General features: G+C 41.3%; 15 protein-coding genes. 9 read left to right on the forward strand and 6 right to left on the reverse strand.

Features of this window, described 5'->3' with window-relative positions; translation table 11 throughout:
- Positions 1-64 precede the first annotated feature (64 nt).
- Positions 65-700 (reverse strand): peroxiredoxin, encoded by a 636-nt coding sequence (locus DTA23_RS03910; protein WP_070563280.1) that lies wholly within the window; start codon positions 698-700, stop codon positions 65-67.
- A 413-nt stretch (positions 701-1,113) separates the two neighbouring features.
- On the opposite strand from DTA23_RS03910, the gene DTA23_RS03915 reads away from it, so the two are divergent.
- On the forward strand, positions 1,114-2,250 hold the full coding sequence (locus DTA23_RS03915) for an acyl-CoA dehydrogenase (RefSeq protein WP_070563277.1): 1,137 nt from the start codon (positions 1,114-1,116) through the stop codon (positions 2,248-2,250).
- Positions 2,251-2,324: 74 nt separating this feature from the next.
- Here DTA23_RS03915 and DTA23_RS03920 read toward each other — a convergent pair whose 3' ends face one another.
- From DTA23_RS03920 to uvrB, 4 genes are all read right to left on the reverse strand, one after another.
- On the reverse strand, positions 2,325-2,729 hold the full coding sequence (locus DTA23_RS03920) for a hypothetical protein (RefSeq protein WP_046672308.1): 405 nt from the start codon (positions 2,727-2,729) through the stop codon (positions 2,325-2,327).
- A 9-nt stretch (positions 2,730-2,738) separates the two neighbouring features.
- Positions 2,739-3,989: a glutamate-5-semialdehyde dehydrogenase gene (locus tag DTA23_RS03925; RefSeq protein WP_070563274.1), complete on the reverse strand. Its 1,251-nt coding sequence runs from the start codon at positions 3,987-3,989 to the stop codon at positions 2,739-2,741.
- Positions 3,986-5,017, reverse strand: coding sequence for a glutamate 5-kinase (gene proB, locus DTA23_RS03930; protein ID WP_046672306.1), 1,032 nt, complete (start codon positions 5,015-5,017; stop codon positions 3,986-3,988). Before proB ends, DTA23_RS03925 begins: the two co-directional genes overlap by 4 nt.
- Positions 5,018-5,368: 351 nt before the next feature.
- Positions 5,369-7,402: an excinuclease ABC subunit UvrB gene (uvrB, locus tag DTA23_RS03935; protein ID WP_070563271.1), complete on the reverse strand. Its 2,034-nt coding sequence runs from the start codon at positions 7,400-7,402 to the stop codon at positions 5,369-5,371.
- A gap of 283 nt (positions 7,403-7,685) precedes the next feature.
- Between uvrB and upp the strand changes: the two genes are divergently transcribed.
- From upp to DTA23_RS03975, 8 genes are all read left to right on the forward strand, one after another.
- A complete protein-coding gene (gene upp, locus DTA23_RS03940; protein WP_070563268.1) occupies positions 7,686-8,342 on the forward strand; it encodes a uracil phosphoribosyltransferase in 657 nt (218 codons plus the stop codon).
- Positions 8,343-8,437: 95 nt separating this feature from the next.
- Positions 8,438-8,911 carry a ribonuclease H-like YkuK family protein gene (locus tag DTA23_RS03945; RefSeq protein ID WP_046672303.1) on the forward strand — a complete coding sequence of 158 codons (474 nt, stop codon included), beginning with the start codon at positions 8,438-8,440 and terminating at the stop codon, positions 8,909-8,911.
- 52 nt (positions 8,912-8,963) lie between these two features.
- Positions 8,964-9,566: a nicotinamide riboside transporter PnuC gene (gene pnuC / locus DTA23_RS03950; protein ID WP_070563266.1), complete on the forward strand. Its 603-nt coding sequence runs from the start codon at positions 8,964-8,966 to the stop codon at positions 9,564-9,566.
- A 2-nt stretch (positions 9,567-9,568) separates the two neighbouring features.
- Positions 9,569-10,123: an AAA family ATPase gene (locus tag DTA23_RS03955; RefSeq protein ID WP_256602742.1), complete on the forward strand. Its 555-nt coding sequence runs from the start codon at positions 9,569-9,571 to the stop codon at positions 10,121-10,123.
- A 150-nt stretch (positions 10,124-10,273) separates the two neighbouring features.
- Positions 10,274-10,684: a BrxA/BrxB family bacilliredoxin gene (locus DTA23_RS03960; protein ID WP_070563263.1), complete on the forward strand. Its 411-nt coding sequence runs from the start codon at positions 10,274-10,276 to the stop codon at positions 10,682-10,684.
- Between the two features lie 394 nt (positions 10,685-11,078).
- Complete coding sequence (locus tag DTA23_RS03965; RefSeq protein WP_254667667.1) at positions 11,079-12,590, forward strand: amidohydrolase; 1,512 nt, start codon at positions 11,079-11,081, stop codon at positions 12,588-12,590.
- Positions 12,591-12,786: 196 nt separating this feature from the next.
- On the forward strand, positions 12,787-13,689 hold the full coding sequence (locus DTA23_RS03970) for a GLPGLI family protein (RefSeq protein WP_112373878.1): 903 nt from the start codon (positions 12,787-12,789) through the stop codon (positions 13,687-13,689).
- 32 nt (positions 13,690-13,721) lie between these two features.
- Positions 13,722-16,349, forward strand: coding sequence for a peptidase associated/transthyretin-like domain-containing protein (locus DTA23_RS03975; RefSeq protein ID WP_146753003.1), 2,628 nt, complete (start codon positions 13,722-13,724; stop codon positions 16,347-16,349).
- 307 nt (positions 16,350-16,656) lie between these two features.
- Here the strand turns inward: DTA23_RS03975 and lipA are convergent, their stop codons facing one another.
- Complete coding sequence (gene lipA / locus DTA23_RS03980; RefSeq protein WP_046672297.1) at positions 16,657-17,538, reverse strand: lipoyl synthase; 882 nt, start codon at positions 17,536-17,538, stop codon at positions 16,657-16,659.
- Positions 17,539-17,649 lie beyond the last annotated feature (111 nt).

The following is a 17,649-nucleotide window of genomic DNA, read 5'->3' on the forward strand; positions in this document are numbered from 1 at the left end:
TATAAAAAAGGCAACGTTTTTCAACGTTGCCTTTTTTTGTTCTTTAATTCCAAGGGCTTACTCCCTATAGATTAGGCTGTGGCGTCGTTCTCAAATACGGTTTGATCTCTTTGAAGCCTTTTGGAAATTTAGCAGGAATATCTTCTGTCTTAATCGCTGGCACAACAATAACATCTTCACCATGCTTCCAGTCAGCGGGCGTAGCGACTTGATAATCGGCAGTTAACTGTAAAGAATCAATGACCCGTAAAATTTCATCAAAATTACGACCTGTTGATGCTGGATAGGTCAGCGTCAATTTGATCTTTTTGTCAGGACCGATAATAAATACGGAACGTACGGTCGCTGTTGCGGAAGCATTTGGGTGGATCATATCGTACAATTCGGATACATGATGATCTTCATCAGCAATAACCGGAAAATTCACTTCGGTATTTTGCGTTTCATTGATATCCTTAATCCAATTCAAGTGATCGTTTACATTATCGACGCTTAGCGCAATGGCCTTCACACCCCTCTTGTCAAATTCAGATTTCAATTTTGCCGTACGGCCCAACTCTGTAGTACATACCGGCGTATAATCTGACGGGTGCGAAAAGAAAACGACCCAGCTATCTTTGATATAATCGTGAAAGTCTATTTCACCAATGGTTGTTTGCGCTTTGAAATTTGGCGCTTCATCCCCTAATCTTAAACTCATAATCTTATTTTTTAAATGTGTTTAAATTATATAGTCTACAAATATAGTAGATTAAATTTAGCAAACAAGTAATTCTTCAATTTTTTAAATTGAAATGAAAAAACTAAACTTAATCCAATTGAAAGTAAGGATTTTACAATTATAAACAAAATGAAAACCAACATGCCCCTTGCTACTTGTCCGCCCTACCCTGGCCATTACTTTCCAAAATGCTTATAATGATTAGCTCAAGTAGATTAAAAAGTAATTTGCTATATTACTATGCCTGCATAATATATATTTTGTATATTTGAGTATGTTGGTACACCGAGCTCATAAAATGATTGTGAGTTGGGAGGAAACTTTTTGACAGCAAACCTTATTATATATACGTTATCGGCTTGGTAACTGATGAACCAAAAAACTGAAATGCCATGAATTTTGAATTAAGCGAAGAGCATAAAATGATCTGCGACGCAGCGCGGGAATTTGCCCAGGAGCTAAAGGCTGGGGCAATCGAGCGCGATGAAGCCGCAAAATTTCCAACAGATTTTGTCAAGCAAATGGGCGAACTAGGGTTTATGGGTATCATGACCCCCGAAGCTTATGGCGGAGCTGGAATGGATACGTTGGCCTATGTTCTTGTGCTCGAAGAAATTGCCAAAATTGATGCCTCAGCGGCCGTTATCGTATCCGCCCACAATTCCCTGGTATTATATGGACTCAATGCTTATGGTACAGAGGAACAAAAACAAAAGTACCTGATTCCTTTAGCGAAAGGTGAAAAACTTGGTGCTTTTGCGTTGTCAGAACCTGAAGCTGGTTCGGACGCCTCCTCACAGCATACCACCGCCGAAGATAAGGGGGATCACTATCTCCTAAATGGTACAAAAAATTGGATCACCAATGGTGGCCATGCCGATATCTATCTTGTCATTGCACAGACACATCCTGAAAAAGGCCACAAAGGAATCAATGTATTGATCGTTGAAAAAGGGCTGCCGGGATTTACCATTGGTCCTAAAGAAAACAAATTGGGTATCCGTAGTTCCGATACCCATTCACTCCTATTTTCCGATGTTCAGGTTCCCAAGGAAAACCGTATCGGAGAAGATGGCTTCGGATTTAAATTTGCTATGAAAACACTCGATGGCGGTCGCATTGGGATTGCGGCACAGGCCTTAGGAATTGCTGCGGGTGCCTATGACCTTGCTTTGGCTTACTCAAAAGAACGAAAGACCTTTGGAAAACCGATTTCGGATCATCAGGCCATACAGTTTAAATTGGCCGACATGGAAGTTGATATCGAGGCAGCTCGACTTTTGACGTATAAAGCTGCCTGGACGAAAGACCAGGGGCTTCCTTACGGTAAAGAAGCTGCCATGGCCAAACTGCATGCATCTGAAGTTGCCATGAAACACACTGTCGAAGCTGTACAGATCCACGGTGGCTACGGTTACGTAAAAGAATATCATGTCGAGAGGTTAATGCGCGACGCAAAAATCACGCAAATATATGAGGGAACTTCTGAGATCCAACGTCTGGTGATTGCCCGTGAGATCCTGCGCTAAGGTCTCCGTCATGCAATGAACCCAAAAAGTTAAACACTTTTTTAGGACATTGCATGACGGAGACCTTTATTAATCTAAAGACTCTTCAATTTGTTATCGATCATAGCAAGATATTGATAATCCTGAAAGGCAAAGCTTGCCGTTTCTGCCATCGCCAGATTCAAAATAAACTTTGCTTTACGAAGTAAATTCTCCTGATTGCCATCTGTAGCATTCAACCCATCAAATAACAACGTTAAAGCCAATGGATGTAGTTGCTGAATTTGAAGATCTGTTTTGAGATATGCCGAAAGTTCATTTTCGGAAAGATTTAAAAAATAGGTCCTACTCTTTTCGAAGAATTTCTCATAAGCATCTTCAAATACTGCTGGATCAGTCGGCTCCGTAAAAGCATCATGCCCTTCTGTCCATATGCGAAGAAATTTACCAATTTCTTCGATCCAATTCATCAATACATCTTTCTTAAAACTTAATCCCATGATCTATGCTTATCTGATCTGTCCATTTCCGCGGACAATCCACTTCTCTGTTACCAATTTTTCCAATGCAAATGGTCCACGGGCATGTAATTTTTGGGTCGAGATACCTATTTCCGCACCCAGACCAAACTCACCTCCGTCCGTAAAACGTGTAGATGCATTGGCATATACCGCGGCAGCATCAACTGTATTCAAAAATTGTTCAATATGGAGTTCACTGGAAGAAACAATACATTCCGAATGTTTGGAAGAATATTTTGCGATATGCTCCAAAGCTTCGTCCAAACTGGTGACCGTCTTTATTGAACACTTCAAATCTAAAAATTCTCTTCCAAAATCGGCTTCATCTGCGCGCTTTAAATTTGAAAAATGTTGACCCTGTAATACCTCATAAGCTGTAGGGTCCGCGAAAACTTCCACCTGAGCATCTTCAAAATAAGTTTTCAATTTCGTTAGGAACTCGGCAGCAACAGCACGATCGACCAAAACAGTATCTAAAGAATTACACACCGATGGCCTGGAAATTTTAGCATTGGCAACAATTTTCGCTGCCATATCCAAATCTGCTGTACGGTCCACATAAGTATGGCATACTCCTGCTCCAGTTTCAATAACTGGTACTTTAGCGTGTTCCCTGACATAATCGATCAGCGACTGTGAACCCCGTGGTATGATAATATCCACGAATTGAGTAGCTTCCAATAATTCCGAAACATGCTTCCTATCAACAGGCAACAGTTGCACAATAGTTGTTGCAATACCATACTGCTCCAAGACAGCATGGATCACTTTCAACAACGCCTCGTTGGTGTGTAACGCGTCCGAACCACCGCGCAATAGACAAACGTTACCCGACTGAATACACAATGCAGCAACATCTATCGTCACATTAGGTCGCGATTCGTAGATGACCCCAACGACTCCGAGTGGAACCGTAATTTTCTCGATCTCCAATCCATTTGGCAATATCTTTTTTAGTAATAACTGATCTGTTGGATCTGCCAACTGAGCGATCTGCTTAACACTGTCAGCCAAACCTTTTAGACGATCGCTATTGAGCAAAAGACGATCCTTTTTGGGGTCGTCATCAGCCATACGATCCAAATCAATCTTATTGGCTTTTAATACATCAGTAGTATGTGCGATAAGACCTTCTGCGATGGCATTTAAAATAGTTATTTTGGTATCAGGAGCCAGTTGTTGCAAAATTTGTTTTGCTTTGGCCGCCGCCTGAAGTTGGTTTAAGATGGATTCACTCATAATAATACAATATCATTTGCATGTGCAATTTCTACATTTTTTTTACTGGTCTGGGACAAAGCGGATGAATCCATCTTCGCGCGGGCAACGGCAACAGTTAAGCCTTCTAGATTGACAATATTTAACACTTCTCCTTTTTCAAAATGCTCGACGATACGGGTTACCCCCACAGCGAGTAAACTTTTGTGCTTCAATAATGCTTCCTCCGCTCCACGATCAACCATCAATTCCCCTTTTATTAAACTTCCACTCGCGAGCCATTTCTTGCGGGAAGAGATCTTCTTACTTTGAGCCAGACACAATGTGCCAGTCTCGTGCTTAACCGCTTTTTGTATCGCCTCCTCGGTTTGCATACTAAAAATCACCACAGCAATCCCCATTTGATTGGCCAATCGGGCAAAGTTCAATTTCGAGGTCATTCCCCCTAATCCTACGGAAGATTTATCCTTCCTTGCCAGCCCTAAAATATCCCGGTCAATTGTTTCAATTTGCGGTATAATCTTGTTGTTTGCATCCAACACACCAGGAACGGAAGTGCTAAACAGTAATTTTTCGGCACCAAAACCAACAGCAATCAAGGTTGCCAGCTCATCATTATCTGAAAACTTCAGTTCTTTATTACTCACCACATCATTTTCATTTGCGATTGGAATAACATTGTTCCGCCACAATTCCTCATACGTATTTTTCAATTGTAGAAATTGATCCCGATTGGAAAAGTGATGTCGCTCACATAAACTCTGCGCCAATGAAATTTTAAACGGTCGGAAATAAGTAGAATACGTATTAATCAATATAGGGTTCCCAATTGCAGCAGCTGCTTTGCGTTCGGATAGCGTTCCTGTGTAGCTGGGCAGAAAACGTTTACCGGCAGCAACAGCACCTGAAGAGACCAAGACGATATTGTATTTCTTTTGTAAGGAAGCAATTTGCCTAGCGATCTCCAAAACAATACGTTCATCAACTTCTCCCTCTTTCGTGGTAATAGAAGCCGATCCAAATTTGACAACGAGAATTGGCTTTTTCATTTTTTAGTATGTTTTAGTTTAGATTTGAGCACTAATTTACTGAGAAGAATTTGATTTACGCAAAATATGTTAACAATTGAACAATATAGTTCAATCGTTAACCTTAGGAAGTACGGCCCAATCTATTAGGTCCAGGAGCATTCGTGTACCCGGCGTTTAACCCGTAGGAAATTTTACTTTGGCAGAATGCTGAGCACAAAAAACAGTATTATGCTGTAGATTAAATGTTTCATATGTAGCCAATTTATTTACAATTGCTACAAATATGGACGGTGGAATCTTAATTTATACGCTATTTAGCGTCGTTTAACAAATCTTAAATTGATTAACAATAATTAAAACCGACTTCCTTTACGAAGGGAATCGCTCTTCATAGAGCTTCTCCAAGGAGAACATTTCATCACGATATTTCGCTGCTTCCAAGAAATCCATTTCCTTCGCTGATTTATCCATTTTCTTCCGTACGTTATCGATCGCTTTCTTCAGATCCTTCTCACTGAGATACTGCATCACTGGATCAGCTGCAATGGCCTGCGACGGATCAGGTTCAACATAAATTTTAGGTTCAATACCCGAGAAATCAGCAACAGAAGTCTGCTCTAAGATCTCTTCTCTTGTTTTGCCCACAGTACGCGGTGTAATGCCATGTTCCAAGTTATATTTCATCTGCTTGTCTCGGCGACGATTGGTTTCATCTATTGTGACACGCATGCTATCCGTCATTTTATCCGCATACATAATAACCCGACCTTTATCATTCCGGGCCGCGCGACCAATCGTCTGAATAAGCGATCGTTCGGAACGCAGAAAGCCCTCCTTATCCGCATCGAGAATAGCAACAAGCGTGACCTCCGGCAAATCAAGCCCCTCACGAAGTAAATTCACCCCGACCAGGATATCAAATTCACCCAAGCGGAGCCCCCGCAAGATTTCAACCCGCTCCAAGGTTTTAATTTCAGAGTGGATATAACGGACTTTTAAGTTCAGCTTGGTCATATATTTGGAAAGTTCTTCAGCCATGCGTTTGGTCAATGTAGTAGCCAAAACACGTCCTCCCTCTTTAATGGTCTTATCGACTTCTTCCAAGAAATCATCGACCTGATTAATCGCTGGTCGTACTTCAATAATTGGATCCAGAAGTCCTGTTGGGCGAATGACCTGCTCAACGACAACACCTTCGGTCTGCTGCAGTTCGTAATCGCCCGGAGTCGCCGATACATAAATCGTCTGATTTGTCAAGGATTCAAACTCCGGAAAGTTTAAAGGTCTATTATCCAAAGCCGCGGGCAACCTAAACCCATGTTCTACCAAGGAAACTTTTCGCGATCGGTCACCTCCATACATCGCACGTAATTGTGGTAAGGTCACGTGACTCTCATCAATGACCAGCAGGTAATCTTCCGGAAAATAATCCAGCAAACAGAACGGACGCATCCCCGGTTGTCTACCATCAAAAAAGCGGGAATAATTTTCAATCCCCGAACAATAGCCCAGTTCACGCATCATTTCCAGATCATAATTGACGCGCTCCTCTAAACGCTTCGCCTCCAGCATTAAGCCCTCGTCTTCCAGTTGCGTTTTCCGTTGCATCAATTCATCTTGGATAGCCCAGATCGATTCTTTGAATTTTTCTTTCGGTGTAACGAAGAGATTTGCTGGAAAAAGAGCAAGATCTTCCATCTTGTTGAGCGTTTTCCCTGAAATGGGATCGATCTCACTCAGTTCATCAATTTCATCCCCAAAGAATGAAATCCGAATAGCATTATCCAAGTATGCCGGAAACACGTCCACTGTATCACCTTTAACCCGAAAGGTACCCCGTTTAAACTCTGTGGTCGTTCGCGAATATAAAATCTCCACCAACTTATGCAGGAAAGCGTTTCTAGTGACAGTCATACCGACCCCAAAACGAAAGATAGACCGGGAGAAATCTTCCGGATTTCCCATACCGTAGATACAGGATACCGAAGAGACGACAACGATATCACGCCGTCCCGACATCAATGACGACGTGGTTGCCAAACGCAGCTTTTCGATTTCCTCGTTAATCGCCAAATCCTTCTCGATGTAGGTATTCGTCGAAGCAATAAAAGCTTCGGGTTGATAATAATCGTAATAAGACACAAAATAGTTGACCGAGTTATTGGGAAAGAACTGTTTGAATTCACCGTACAACTGAGCCGCCAAAGTTTTATTGTGGCTTAAAATCAATGTCGGCTTTTGGGTTTCCTGAATCACATTAGCCACAGTAAAGGTCTTACCCGAACCTGTCACCCCCAAAAGCGTCTGGTATTGCTCTGCCTGCTCTACCCCTGCTACCAACTGCTTAATTGCTTCTGGCTGATCGCCTGTGGGTTTGTATTCCGATGTCAATTCAAATTTCATATATTTCCTGTGTCTTTAAGAAAACCATTCAGGCCTTTTCCAGCAAACATTGCACCACGAATTGCTTGAGCCCTAAGCTCAAAAACAGTTTTTGTAATCCGATGGTTTCAATCTGCTTCAAGACGATTTGTTGACCTGTGGTCCAGGCCATATCCTGCTATGTTCTTACACAAATTTACTAAAAATTTTACCATTTTAGCGCAAACTATAATAATACCATAGATGTTATTACTTTCAATTGATTATTTATTATCTTTAGCTTAACTGAACTAGCACACACGCCATGGTCACTATTCTATCTACCCAAAATAGCATTGCAAATCATTTTATTGCCGAACTGAGAGATATCACGATTCAACAGGATCGCATGCGCTTTCGTCGGAATCTGGAACGATTAGGTGAAATTTTCGCTTATGAAATCAGCAAGACGATGGCTTATAAACCTGTTGAAGTTGAAACTCCGTTAGGTGTGGCCAAAACCCATCTCTTGATGGAACAACCCGTACTCGCTACAATTCTGAGAGCGGGACTTCCCTTTCATCAGGGACTTTTAAATGTATTTGATCATGCCGACAATACCTTCATTGCGGCCTATCGGCATACCAAAAAGAGCGGTGAGTTTGAAATTCATAAAGAATATGTTAATACACCAAACTTAGATAATCGTACAGTAATCATTGTAGACCCCATGTTGGCCACAGGAAAGAGCCTTGTATTATGCTGTAAGGATCTCCTGGCCGAATATGACATCAAGGAATTACACATTGTTGCAGCCATTGCATCCGAGGAAGGACTGAATCACGTTCAGGCTTTTGTACCTACGGCACACATCTGGGTAGGTGACGTCGACCACGAACTGACCTCAAAAGCTTATATTGTACCTGGACTCGGTGATGCCGGAGACCTGGCCTACGGTGTAAAACATCATCAATGTGGATAAATTATTTAAAACTAAATTAACACTTAGATCATTGAAATTCAGTAAATTTATGTCAATGATGAAGTTTAATTTTTTTATATCTAATCTATATCGCTATGAGATGGCAAAAATACAATGGCGAATCCATTCGCTCCACGATTTTCGATGCTGTTGAGGAAGTCATTAAACGAGAAGATGCCCTAGGGAATAAGCTCAAGGTTTATATAGGCACCGATTCCCAAGTCAAGAGAGGCATCATCGACTTCGCTACAGTCATCGTCTTTCTCCGGGAACATAAAGGTGGATTTATGTTTATCCAACGGGACAAAAGGCATCACCGAATGAGCATTAAAGAAAGGATGCTGCTCGAAGTCCAAAAATCCATCGATATAGCCTATCAACTCTGCCCCCTCCTCGAAAAACACAAAGTAGACCTCGAAGTCCACGCCGACATCAACACCAATCCAAATTTCCAGTCAAATGTTGCCCTGAAAGAAGCCATGGGCTATATTATGGGTATGGGATTTGTTTTTAAGGCCAAGCCCGAGTCCTTTGCCAGTACCAATTGCGCGAATAAACAGGTTCAATAACGGACTATAGGGCAGACTTTGTATATTTAGGGTGTAATTTTTAATACACCACATGCAGGATTTTTTTCAGCAGATTGCGCGTCAATTTGCCCAGACCTCTTGGCTCGAATGGTTAGGTACCCTGACAGGCTTTCTTTGTGTCTATTTGGCCGCTAAGCAAAATATATGGAACTGGCCAATCAGTATCATCAGCGTAGCGTCCTACGCGATTCTGTTTTATAATGCCAAACTGTACGGAGATACTGTACTACAGTTCTACTTCCTGTCCACAGCTGTGTACGGTTGGTATTATTGGATAAGACGAAAAGAAGAAAAAAAGAAACCTATCGTCAAAGCCAGCAATGGGCAGCTGCTCCTTTGCCTCCTGGCAATCCTGATCCTAACACTATCAATCGGTTATCTCCTCGATAGCAAGACGAATTCCGATGTCCCTTATATTGACGCATTCTGCACCTCCGTAAGTTTTGTTGCTCAATTTCTGATGACGCGCAAAGTGCTTCAAAATTGGCTCTTATGGGTATTTGTGGATATTTGTTATATCCCGCTCTATATACACAAAGACCTTATGCTGACCGCAGTACTCTACCTTGTTTTCACGCTCATCGCTTGGAATGGCTATCGCGATTGGCAGAAAACCTATAAAAATTTTGCGTAATATTGCGTATCAAAACGATCGATGTGGGAAAAGATTTCATAAAAATTGCCGTTGTTGGCCCCGAGTCCACCGGAAAATCAACGATGGCACAATTTCTTGCCAAGGAATTTCAGACGGTATGCGTACCCGAGTATTCACGTTATTATTGCCAAAGCCTCAACAATAAATATACCCTGCAGGACGAAGTCAATATGTTTTATGGACAGGTAGCCCTAGAGGAAGCCCTGATCCCTTTAGCGCAAGACCAGCTCCTCATCTGTGACACCACCTTTCTTACGGTAAAAATTTGGTCAGATCATCTTTTCGGTCATACGCCGCAGGAAGTCACCGATAAAATTCAACAACATGTTTATGATCTCTATCTGGTGATGGATATCGATCTACCTTGGCAGGATGATCCACTACGGGATTTTCCAGAACAGCGCGAACACTTCATGGAGATCTGGAAAAGCGAATTGAACGCCATTAATGCGAATTACCGTCTTATTTCCGGGCTCGGCGACCAACGTCTTGAAAATGGACTTCATGCGGTAAAAGATTTTCTGACATTGATTTGAGACAAGTGTCTTGACGAAGCAGCCTTTTACAGCTATATTTGTAAGCATAAAGTATAGCTGTTGTTTATACGGACTAAAAATACTTGCCCAGCGACAGAAAGCTTTATAGAAACAATTAAAATAGAATATTAACATTTTACTTAAGAAATAATGTATCCAGAATATTTAGTAACTCCAATGCGTCAAGAGTTAGTTGATGCAGGATTCGAAGAATTAAAAACTCCTGAAGCAGTTGATCAGGCTATCGCATCAGAAGGAACTGTCTTTGTGGTTGTAAACTCTGTTTGTGGTTGCGCTGCAGCAAATGCACGCCCAGCTGCAAAAGCTGCTGTAAAAAATGAAAAACACCCAGCTAAATTGGTCACTGTTTTCGCAGGTATGGAAACTGATGCTGTAAACACTGCACGTAACTACATGTTGCCTTATCCGCCATCTTCACCAGCAATGGCTTTATTTAAAGACGGAAAATTGGTACACATGATTGAAAGACATATGATTGAAGGTCGCCCGGCACAAATGATTGCTGACAATTTAGTTGCAGCATTTGACGAGTACTGTTAATCACGTATTTTGATTTTTGAATTAAAAAGGCTGTCCAAGTTATTTGGATAGCCTTTTTTGTATTTGGATAATCCGTATTCGCATTACTTTTCCTTCAGGTTGCCTTTCACTACTTTACTGATGATCTACTGTCCCAATAATACGCGACAATTCAGCGTAGGTACTTCACGTAAAGCAATTCGATAAGTCAAAACCCCGCGTCCGCATCTCCAATAGATCTAGCCCCAAGCCTAGTTTCCGTTTATTCAAAGCTTTTTGCTATTTTTAGGTTATGAAAACCTTCCCAATCATCATTTTTTTGTTCTGCTTGACAATCATTTCATGTTCACCACAAACGAAAGTGGACCTCATTGTTTATCATGCGCAAATATATACTGTAGATTCGGCTTTTAGTATGGCACAAGCTTTTGCTGTCAAAGACGGTAAATTTATTGCCATCGGTTCCGATGAAGAAATACAGCGGAAGTACAAAGCAATAGAAAAAATTGATGCGCAGGGGAAGGCCATTTATCCGGGATTCTACGATGCTCATGCCCATTTATTTGACGAGGCCGAGCTAATGGATCAAGTCGACCTAAACGGTAGCGATTCTTTCGAGGAGGTTATTCAACGTGTCAAAAACTACCAGCAAAAAAATCCGGACAAAACTTGGCTGATCGGTGGTGGCTGGGACCAAAATCGCTGGAAAGATAAAACTTTCCCAACCAAGGACCTACTCGACAAAGCTTTCCCAGATATCCCCGTCTACCTCATGCGTGTAGATTATCATGCGGCGGTAGCCAACTCCAAAGCGCTAGAATGGGCCAAATTAACCAGTATTCCCACGATTCGTGGCGGTGTGGTCGGCGGGAATAATAATATCCCCAATGGCCTCTTGATCGACAATGCAATGGATCTTGTCAATAAGACAATCCCGGTTCCGAGTGAGAAAGACTACTTAAGAATGCTCAAGCGAACGCAAGACTCCCTCCTTTCCGTCGGTCTAACCACTATTGTAGACGCAGGTTTATCAAAAGAAAGACTCGATCTCCTAAAAAAATACTATCGCGAAGGACAGTTGAAAATTAGAGATTATGCCATGATCCTCGGCATTCCCCAAAACATAAAGTCATTTATCGATCAGGGTTTCTATGAAACGGACCGTTTCGAGATCAAAGGATTTAAACTGCTCGCCGATGGTGCATTGGGATCTCGTGGCGCGTGCCTCCTCGCACATTACCATGATGCCCCCACCCACGGCTTTCTCCTCCATAGCCCCCAGGAATACGAAGCCATGATCAAACAGATTGCCGAAAGTAAGTTTCAGGCAAATACCCATGCAATAGGCGATTCGGCCAATCGTATTATTCTGGATATCTATGGCAAATACCTCCACAATAATGGTGACCGTAGATGGCGCATCGAGCACGCCCAAATTATATCGCCTACAGATTTTGACAAGTTTCGAAAGTATCAAATCATACCATCTGTACAACCTACACACGCAACCTCCGATATGTACTGGGCCAAAGATCGACTTGGTGAAGAACGTATGAAAGGCGCTTACGCTTATAAGCGTCTGTTGGCAGAATATGGCAAACTCGCTTTGGGGAGTGACTTTCCGGTTGAACATTTTAACCCCATATATGGTTTCCACGCCGCTGTAGCACGTGTCGACAAAAAAGGCTATCCTAACCACGGGTTTCAGATGCAAGATGCTATAAGCCGTGAAGATGCCTTAAAAGGAATGACGATCTGGGCGGCATATTCTTGTTTTCAGGAGAAAAAACGAGGAAGTATCGAAGTGGGAAAAGATGCCGATTTTGTTATCCTCGAAAAGGATATCTTGAAAATTCCAAATGAGCAACTGCGAAATGTAAAAACAGAACGGACAGTAATTGCAGGTGAGACCCTGTTTAAAAGATAACAAGAACTGATATGCCTAGCCATACCCAATAAACTTATACCGCTAACGAAACAAGATAGCTAACAAAAGTATTGCTAACAAGTCAAACCTTTCTTAACCTGCATTAGCACAACCCTAGGGAGGATAATAACGAAAAGTTCAAATAAATTTTTACAATTACGAATATTTCGTATATTTACGATATAAACATATATTTATGAAATATTCATTATCAATCCTACTGTCTGTGGCCACGCAGCTATTATTTGCACAAGAGCGTACTCCTGCCATCGCTAAAGTACATTACGAATTCAAACATGTCAATGACAGTACCCAACGGGACCAATTTTTACGCGATGAAACAGTGGTTTACCTGAATCAGCAGGGCAGCTACTATACGTCATATTCATCCAAACGCATGCAGGAAGAGGTCAAAAAACAGATGGAAGATCCCGCATTTTCCGGCAATCTAACCCTTACTACGCGCTCCTCGCCCTCATCATCATCTTATCTAATCAACCCCGATCAAAATAAAATAACAGAGGTAATATCCGTTGCTAGTGACCATTTCTCCATTACTTCACCATATCCCACACAGGATTGGGAAATCTTGGGAGATCGTAAAGAAATCGGTGGTTACAATTGCCAAAATGCGAAGGCAACATTCAAAGGCCGCACCTATATCGCCTGGTTTACAACCGAACTTCCATTTTCCTATGGTCCCTGGAAACTTCATGGTCTACCCGGACTTATCCTTGACGCACGGGACACAAAAAATGAAGTGATTTTTGCTTACGCCGGATTCGATAAAATTGAAGATGGAAAAACATTTGTCGAACTGCCACAAAATACCATCGCAAGTACGGCAGATGAAGTAAAGAAAATTCAGGAAGCCTTTAAGGCCAATCCTCAAGCCTACATGCAAGCGCAATCCGGAAAGAATAGAGCCATCAATGTAGGCTCAAACGGAAACATCGTTGCCGTTCGATCCAGTAATTCAGGTGGAAGCTCCCCTATTGGTGCTTTGGATCCATCCAAAATAAAAAGTTTCAATATTTCAAGAGACGATAAATACAAACCTTCGAAGGTTACCAATAATCCGATAGAGCTGACGCCTTAATGAAAGTATTTCTATGTTTATTTATAGTAGTTTTGCTTGAGCAAATAACCTTTGCCCAGCAAACGATTAGTGGAACGGTCCAAGTGGATAAGACACAGCATCCCGTACCCTTTGCCAGTGTCAACATCCTTTCAGACGGTAAAATCATCGCTTTCAAGCCGACAGATAAAGATGGGCGTTTCACAATCACATTGACAAAGGAATATGCGAGCCTTTACCTGCAGATCAATCACCTTACTTACGAAAAATTTGAACTCAAACTTGGCACACAGACATCCAATCTTCGGATCGCCCTCGTTCCAAAAACCAATCTGCTACAAGACGTCATTGTAAAGAGCAAACCTAAAGTGAGCCGTTCAAATGATACGATTTCCTACGACGTCGGATCTTTTGCCAAAGAGGAGGATCGCAATATAGGCGACGTAATCAAACGCCTTCCGGGCATGGAAGTTACCGAATCGGGGCTTATAAAATACCAGGATAAAACCGTTTCTAAACTTTACATTGACGGTGACGATCTGTTGGAAAATCGCTATGGTGTAGGTACACGGACAATCCCGCATAAAATGGTAAAGGACATTCAGGTGCTCGACAATCACGAACATTATAAGGTCCTTAAAAATAAAAGATTTACAGACGACGTCGCCATCAATCTCGTTATCAAAGAGGAAGCTAAGCTGAAGCTCACTGGACAGGCCAAAATTGGCGTCGGCACCCCCAATCTCTATGATCCTGAATTGAATTCAATCCTATTCAACAAGAAAGTAAAGATGCTGAATGTTCTCAACGGGAATAATACAGGTCATGATCTTTCCGGAGATATTATTGGAGCCAATCAATCCTCTTTACTGGCCAAGTTCGGCAGCTCGACTATCAACAATCTCCTGGCGACGAGCACAACAGGCAGTCCAAATATTCCTAAAAACAATTATTACTTCAACAATACCGGTTCACTGAACACCAATAACCTATACAACCTCAAGAATCTCTGGCAGCTAAAATCCAATATTCAGGTTTTATACGACAACGATAGGCAAAATAATGCCTCAAACACGCAATACCTGCTCGATGATGGTGACGTTTATTTTAATGAGCAAAATCACATGAAAACAGCGCGTTGGCTTGGCGCAGCCAGACTTTCGGCATCGACCAATATGGAAAAGAAATATGCGAGCAATACTTTATCATTTGAATATGAAAAAAAAGATATTACAGCATTGCTGGCAAACTCCTCAGGGCAGATCGAGCAGTTCCAAAAACACCACATCAAGGGATTCAGCAACTTGTTCAGCTATATACCCCAACTTAAAAACAATGACATTATTGCAATCAACTGGTCTTTAAATTATGGCAATAAACCGCAGACATTACAGATCTATCCCGGTGTTTTTCCAGAAATACTCAACGATAGCATTCCCTATAAAAGCAGCCGCCAGCAAATCGAAGTTCCTTCCTTTTTTACGGAGATCAGTACAGGTTATCGCTTCAATAAAGGCAGAATCAAACAATACTATCAAATTGGCTTCAATACAGATCGTCAACATTTCAACTCACTCCTTACCATAGTAGATAATGAGCAACGTGTTCGAACATTGGGCGATAATACCCGTAATAATCTGTATTGGAGCAGATCCCAAGCGTTTATTACACCGCAATATTCCTGGAAAACAAATCGATTTGAAACCCAGCTCGAGATCCCGATCACCTATTTGTTTACGCATTATGAAGATGTCAGCCATCAACTGGCCACGTCCAAAAATTCCATGCTGATCAATCCTAATTTAAAAGCAAGATGGCAGATTTCACAAGAAGACTATCTTCAATTTAACTATCAATTTGCGCAGGATATAGGCAATATTGAAGATATATACCGTGGTGCCGTATTACGGAACTATAGAATGCTTAGCCAAAATAATGCAGCGCTAAATGAATCCAAAAAACATACGTTTAATCTCAATTATAATTTGGCCCGCACCCTAAAAGTATTATTTGCAAATGCAGGTATTAGCTATACAAGATCGCTTTCCAACACGATGTTATCGTCCGTTATAAAAAATAACATCACCGAAAACATATTGGTCAATATGGATAACCTGCAAGATCGATGGTCATCTCAGATCGGATTTGATAAATACATCTTCCCTTTGGCAAGTACCCTCAAACTAAAAGGAAGCATTTCTTACTTCAAATACAATCAATTGTTAAACAATGCGCTAGTGCCTACTCGAAGTATGAGCTATCTATTTCAGCCCAGTATTGAAGCTAAGGTATTTAAATCTTATAGTATTTCCTATTCAGGACTATTCAATTGGAGCCGGAGCAAACAACAGGGCCTTGACAATGCGATCCAAAACAAAACTACCACCATGATGCATAACATAAGCTTTCCAGCCAGTCCCTTTAAAAATGGCTTTATGCGGCTAAACCTACGTAATCTTTCCACCTTTCAAACAAACATGAAGAATGCAAGTTATACCTTCATCGACTTTTTTACGCGCTATAAGATCAACAAGTGGAAAATGGATATCGAATTGGAAATGAATAATTTGGCCAATATCAAAAACTATCGCACCTACCTGATGACGGCCAATATGATTTCACAGAATGAATTTGAACTTCGCGGAAGAACAATTTTACTCCGTACAGTTTTTAACCTATAAGGTATCAGACCACCTCTGAAAGAAGCAATTGTCTTGGCCTAATGTTCGTCTATTGTTTTATTGCTGGTTTTTTGCTGATGTGTTGTTGGTCTATTCTTGCGCCTAATGACCAATATCTTGTAATCGAAATCTTGCTGTTTTAGCAAATTATCGATGATGAACAAGAGTAATAAGTTTTTCAACCCCTAGAGGCAAACCGTTTCATTTAAAAAAAAATAGAAAAAAGAAGCCTGAGCAAAAAAATCACCCAGGCTTCTTTTTATATCTTGCGAAAAATATTCTTTGTTAAAAAACTTAGAAATGTTTTCTATTGCATATCAAATAAATGTTTCTCTGCATGGTAAGAAGAACGAACCAGCGGTCCAGACTCCACATACTTGAATCCCATTTCCAAACCAATTTTCTGATATTTCTCAAATTGTGCAGGTGTAATCCACTCGATTACAGGATGGTGAGCTTTGGTAGGCTGTAAATATTGCCCCAGTGTCAAAATATGTACCCCAACGTTATATAAATCTTGCATTGCCTCGATAACATCTTCCTCTGTTTCACCTAAACCAAGCATAATTCCTGATTTTGTACGGAGTCCAGCTTCAGAAATTCGACGCAGACACTCAAGTGAACGATCATATTTAGCTTGAACGCGAACTTCTCTTGTCAAACGACGTACAGTTTCAAGGTTGTGCGAAACAACCTCTGGACGTACTGCAATCACGCGGTCCAAATTATCCCATTGTCCTTTAAAATCTGGCAAAAGTGTTTCTAAGGTTGTTTCAGGACTTTCCCTTCGGATGGCATTAATTGTCTCCGCCCATATTATCGAACCACCATCTTTTAGGTCATCACGATCCACCGAAGTGATCACACAGTGTTTTACCTGCATTAACTTGACAGAATTGGCAACACGATTAGGTTCATCCAGATCCACCGCCAACGGACGGCCTGTTGCTACCGCACAAAATGAGCAAGAACGTGTACAGATATTTCCCAAAATCATGAAGGTTGCTGTTCCAGCCCCCCAACATTCGCCCATATTCGGGCAATTTCCACTCTCACAAATTGTATGTAATTTATGCTCGTCTACAAGACTTCTGACATGTCTATATTCTTTACCAACAGGCAATTTGACACGCAACCAATCAGGCTTGCGTTGTGCAGGAGTTGCCGGAATAACTGGAAGTTCAATCATACAACAAAGTTAAGGATTAAAAATGTAATTTCTAACCGTCAATTTGTTGGTTTTATATCATAAAAAATGAGCGATTACCGTCAATAATAGAATTATGAAACAAAAATTAGG

Source organism: Sphingobacterium multivorum, from assembly GCF_900457465.1.
Lineage (GTDB): Bacteria > Bacteroidota > Bacteroidia > Sphingobacteriales > Sphingobacteriaceae > Sphingobacterium > Sphingobacterium multivorum.

Bases quoted from the DNA above. Each gene is read 5' to 3' on its own strand.
- DTA23_RS03910 (WP_070563280.1), bottom strand. From the start codon at position 700: ATGAGTTTAAGATTAGGGGATGAAGCGCCAAATTTCAAAGCGCAAACA.
- DTA23_RS03915 (WP_070563277.1), top strand. From the start codon at position 1,114: ATGAATTTTGAATTAAGCGAAGAGCATAAAATGATCTGCGACGCAGCG.
- DTA23_RS03920 (WP_046672308.1), bottom strand. From the start codon at position 2,729: ATGGGATTAAGTTTTAAGAAAGATGTATTGATGAATTGGATCGAAGAA.
- DTA23_RS03925 (WP_070563274.1), bottom strand. From the start codon at position 3,989: ATGAGTGAATCCATCTTAAACCAACTTCAGGCGGCGGCCAAAGCAAAA.
- proB (WP_046672306.1), bottom strand. From the start codon at position 5,017: ATGAAAAAGCCAATTCTCGTTGTCAAATTTGGATCGGCTTCTATTACC.
- uvrB (WP_070563271.1), bottom strand. From the start codon at position 7,402: ATGAAATTTGAATTGACATCGGAATACAAACCCACAGGCGATCAGCCA.
- upp (WP_070563268.1), top strand. From the start codon at position 7,686: ATGGTCACTATTCTATCTACCCAAAATAGCATTGCAAATCATTTTATT.
- DTA23_RS03945 (WP_046672303.1), top strand. From the start codon at position 8,438: ATGAGATGGCAAAAATACAATGGCGAATCCATTCGCTCCACGATTTTC.
- pnuC (WP_070563266.1), top strand. From the start codon at position 8,964: ATGCAGGATTTTTTTCAGCAGATTGCGCGTCAATTTGCCCAGACCTCT.
- DTA23_RS03960 (WP_070563263.1), top strand. From the start codon at position 10,274: ATGTATCCAGAATATTTAGTAACTCCAATGCGTCAAGAGTTAGTTGAT.
- DTA23_RS03965 (WP_254667667.1), top strand. From the start codon at position 11,079: ATGGCACAAGCTTTTGCTGTCAAAGACGGTAAATTTATTGCCATCGGT.
- DTA23_RS03970 (WP_112373878.1), top strand. From the start codon at position 12,787: ATGAAATATTCATTATCAATCCTACTGTCTGTGGCCACGCAGCTATTA.
- lipA (WP_046672297.1), bottom strand. From the start codon at position 17,538: ATGATTGAACTTCCAGTTATTCCGGCAACTCCTGCACAACGCAAGCCT.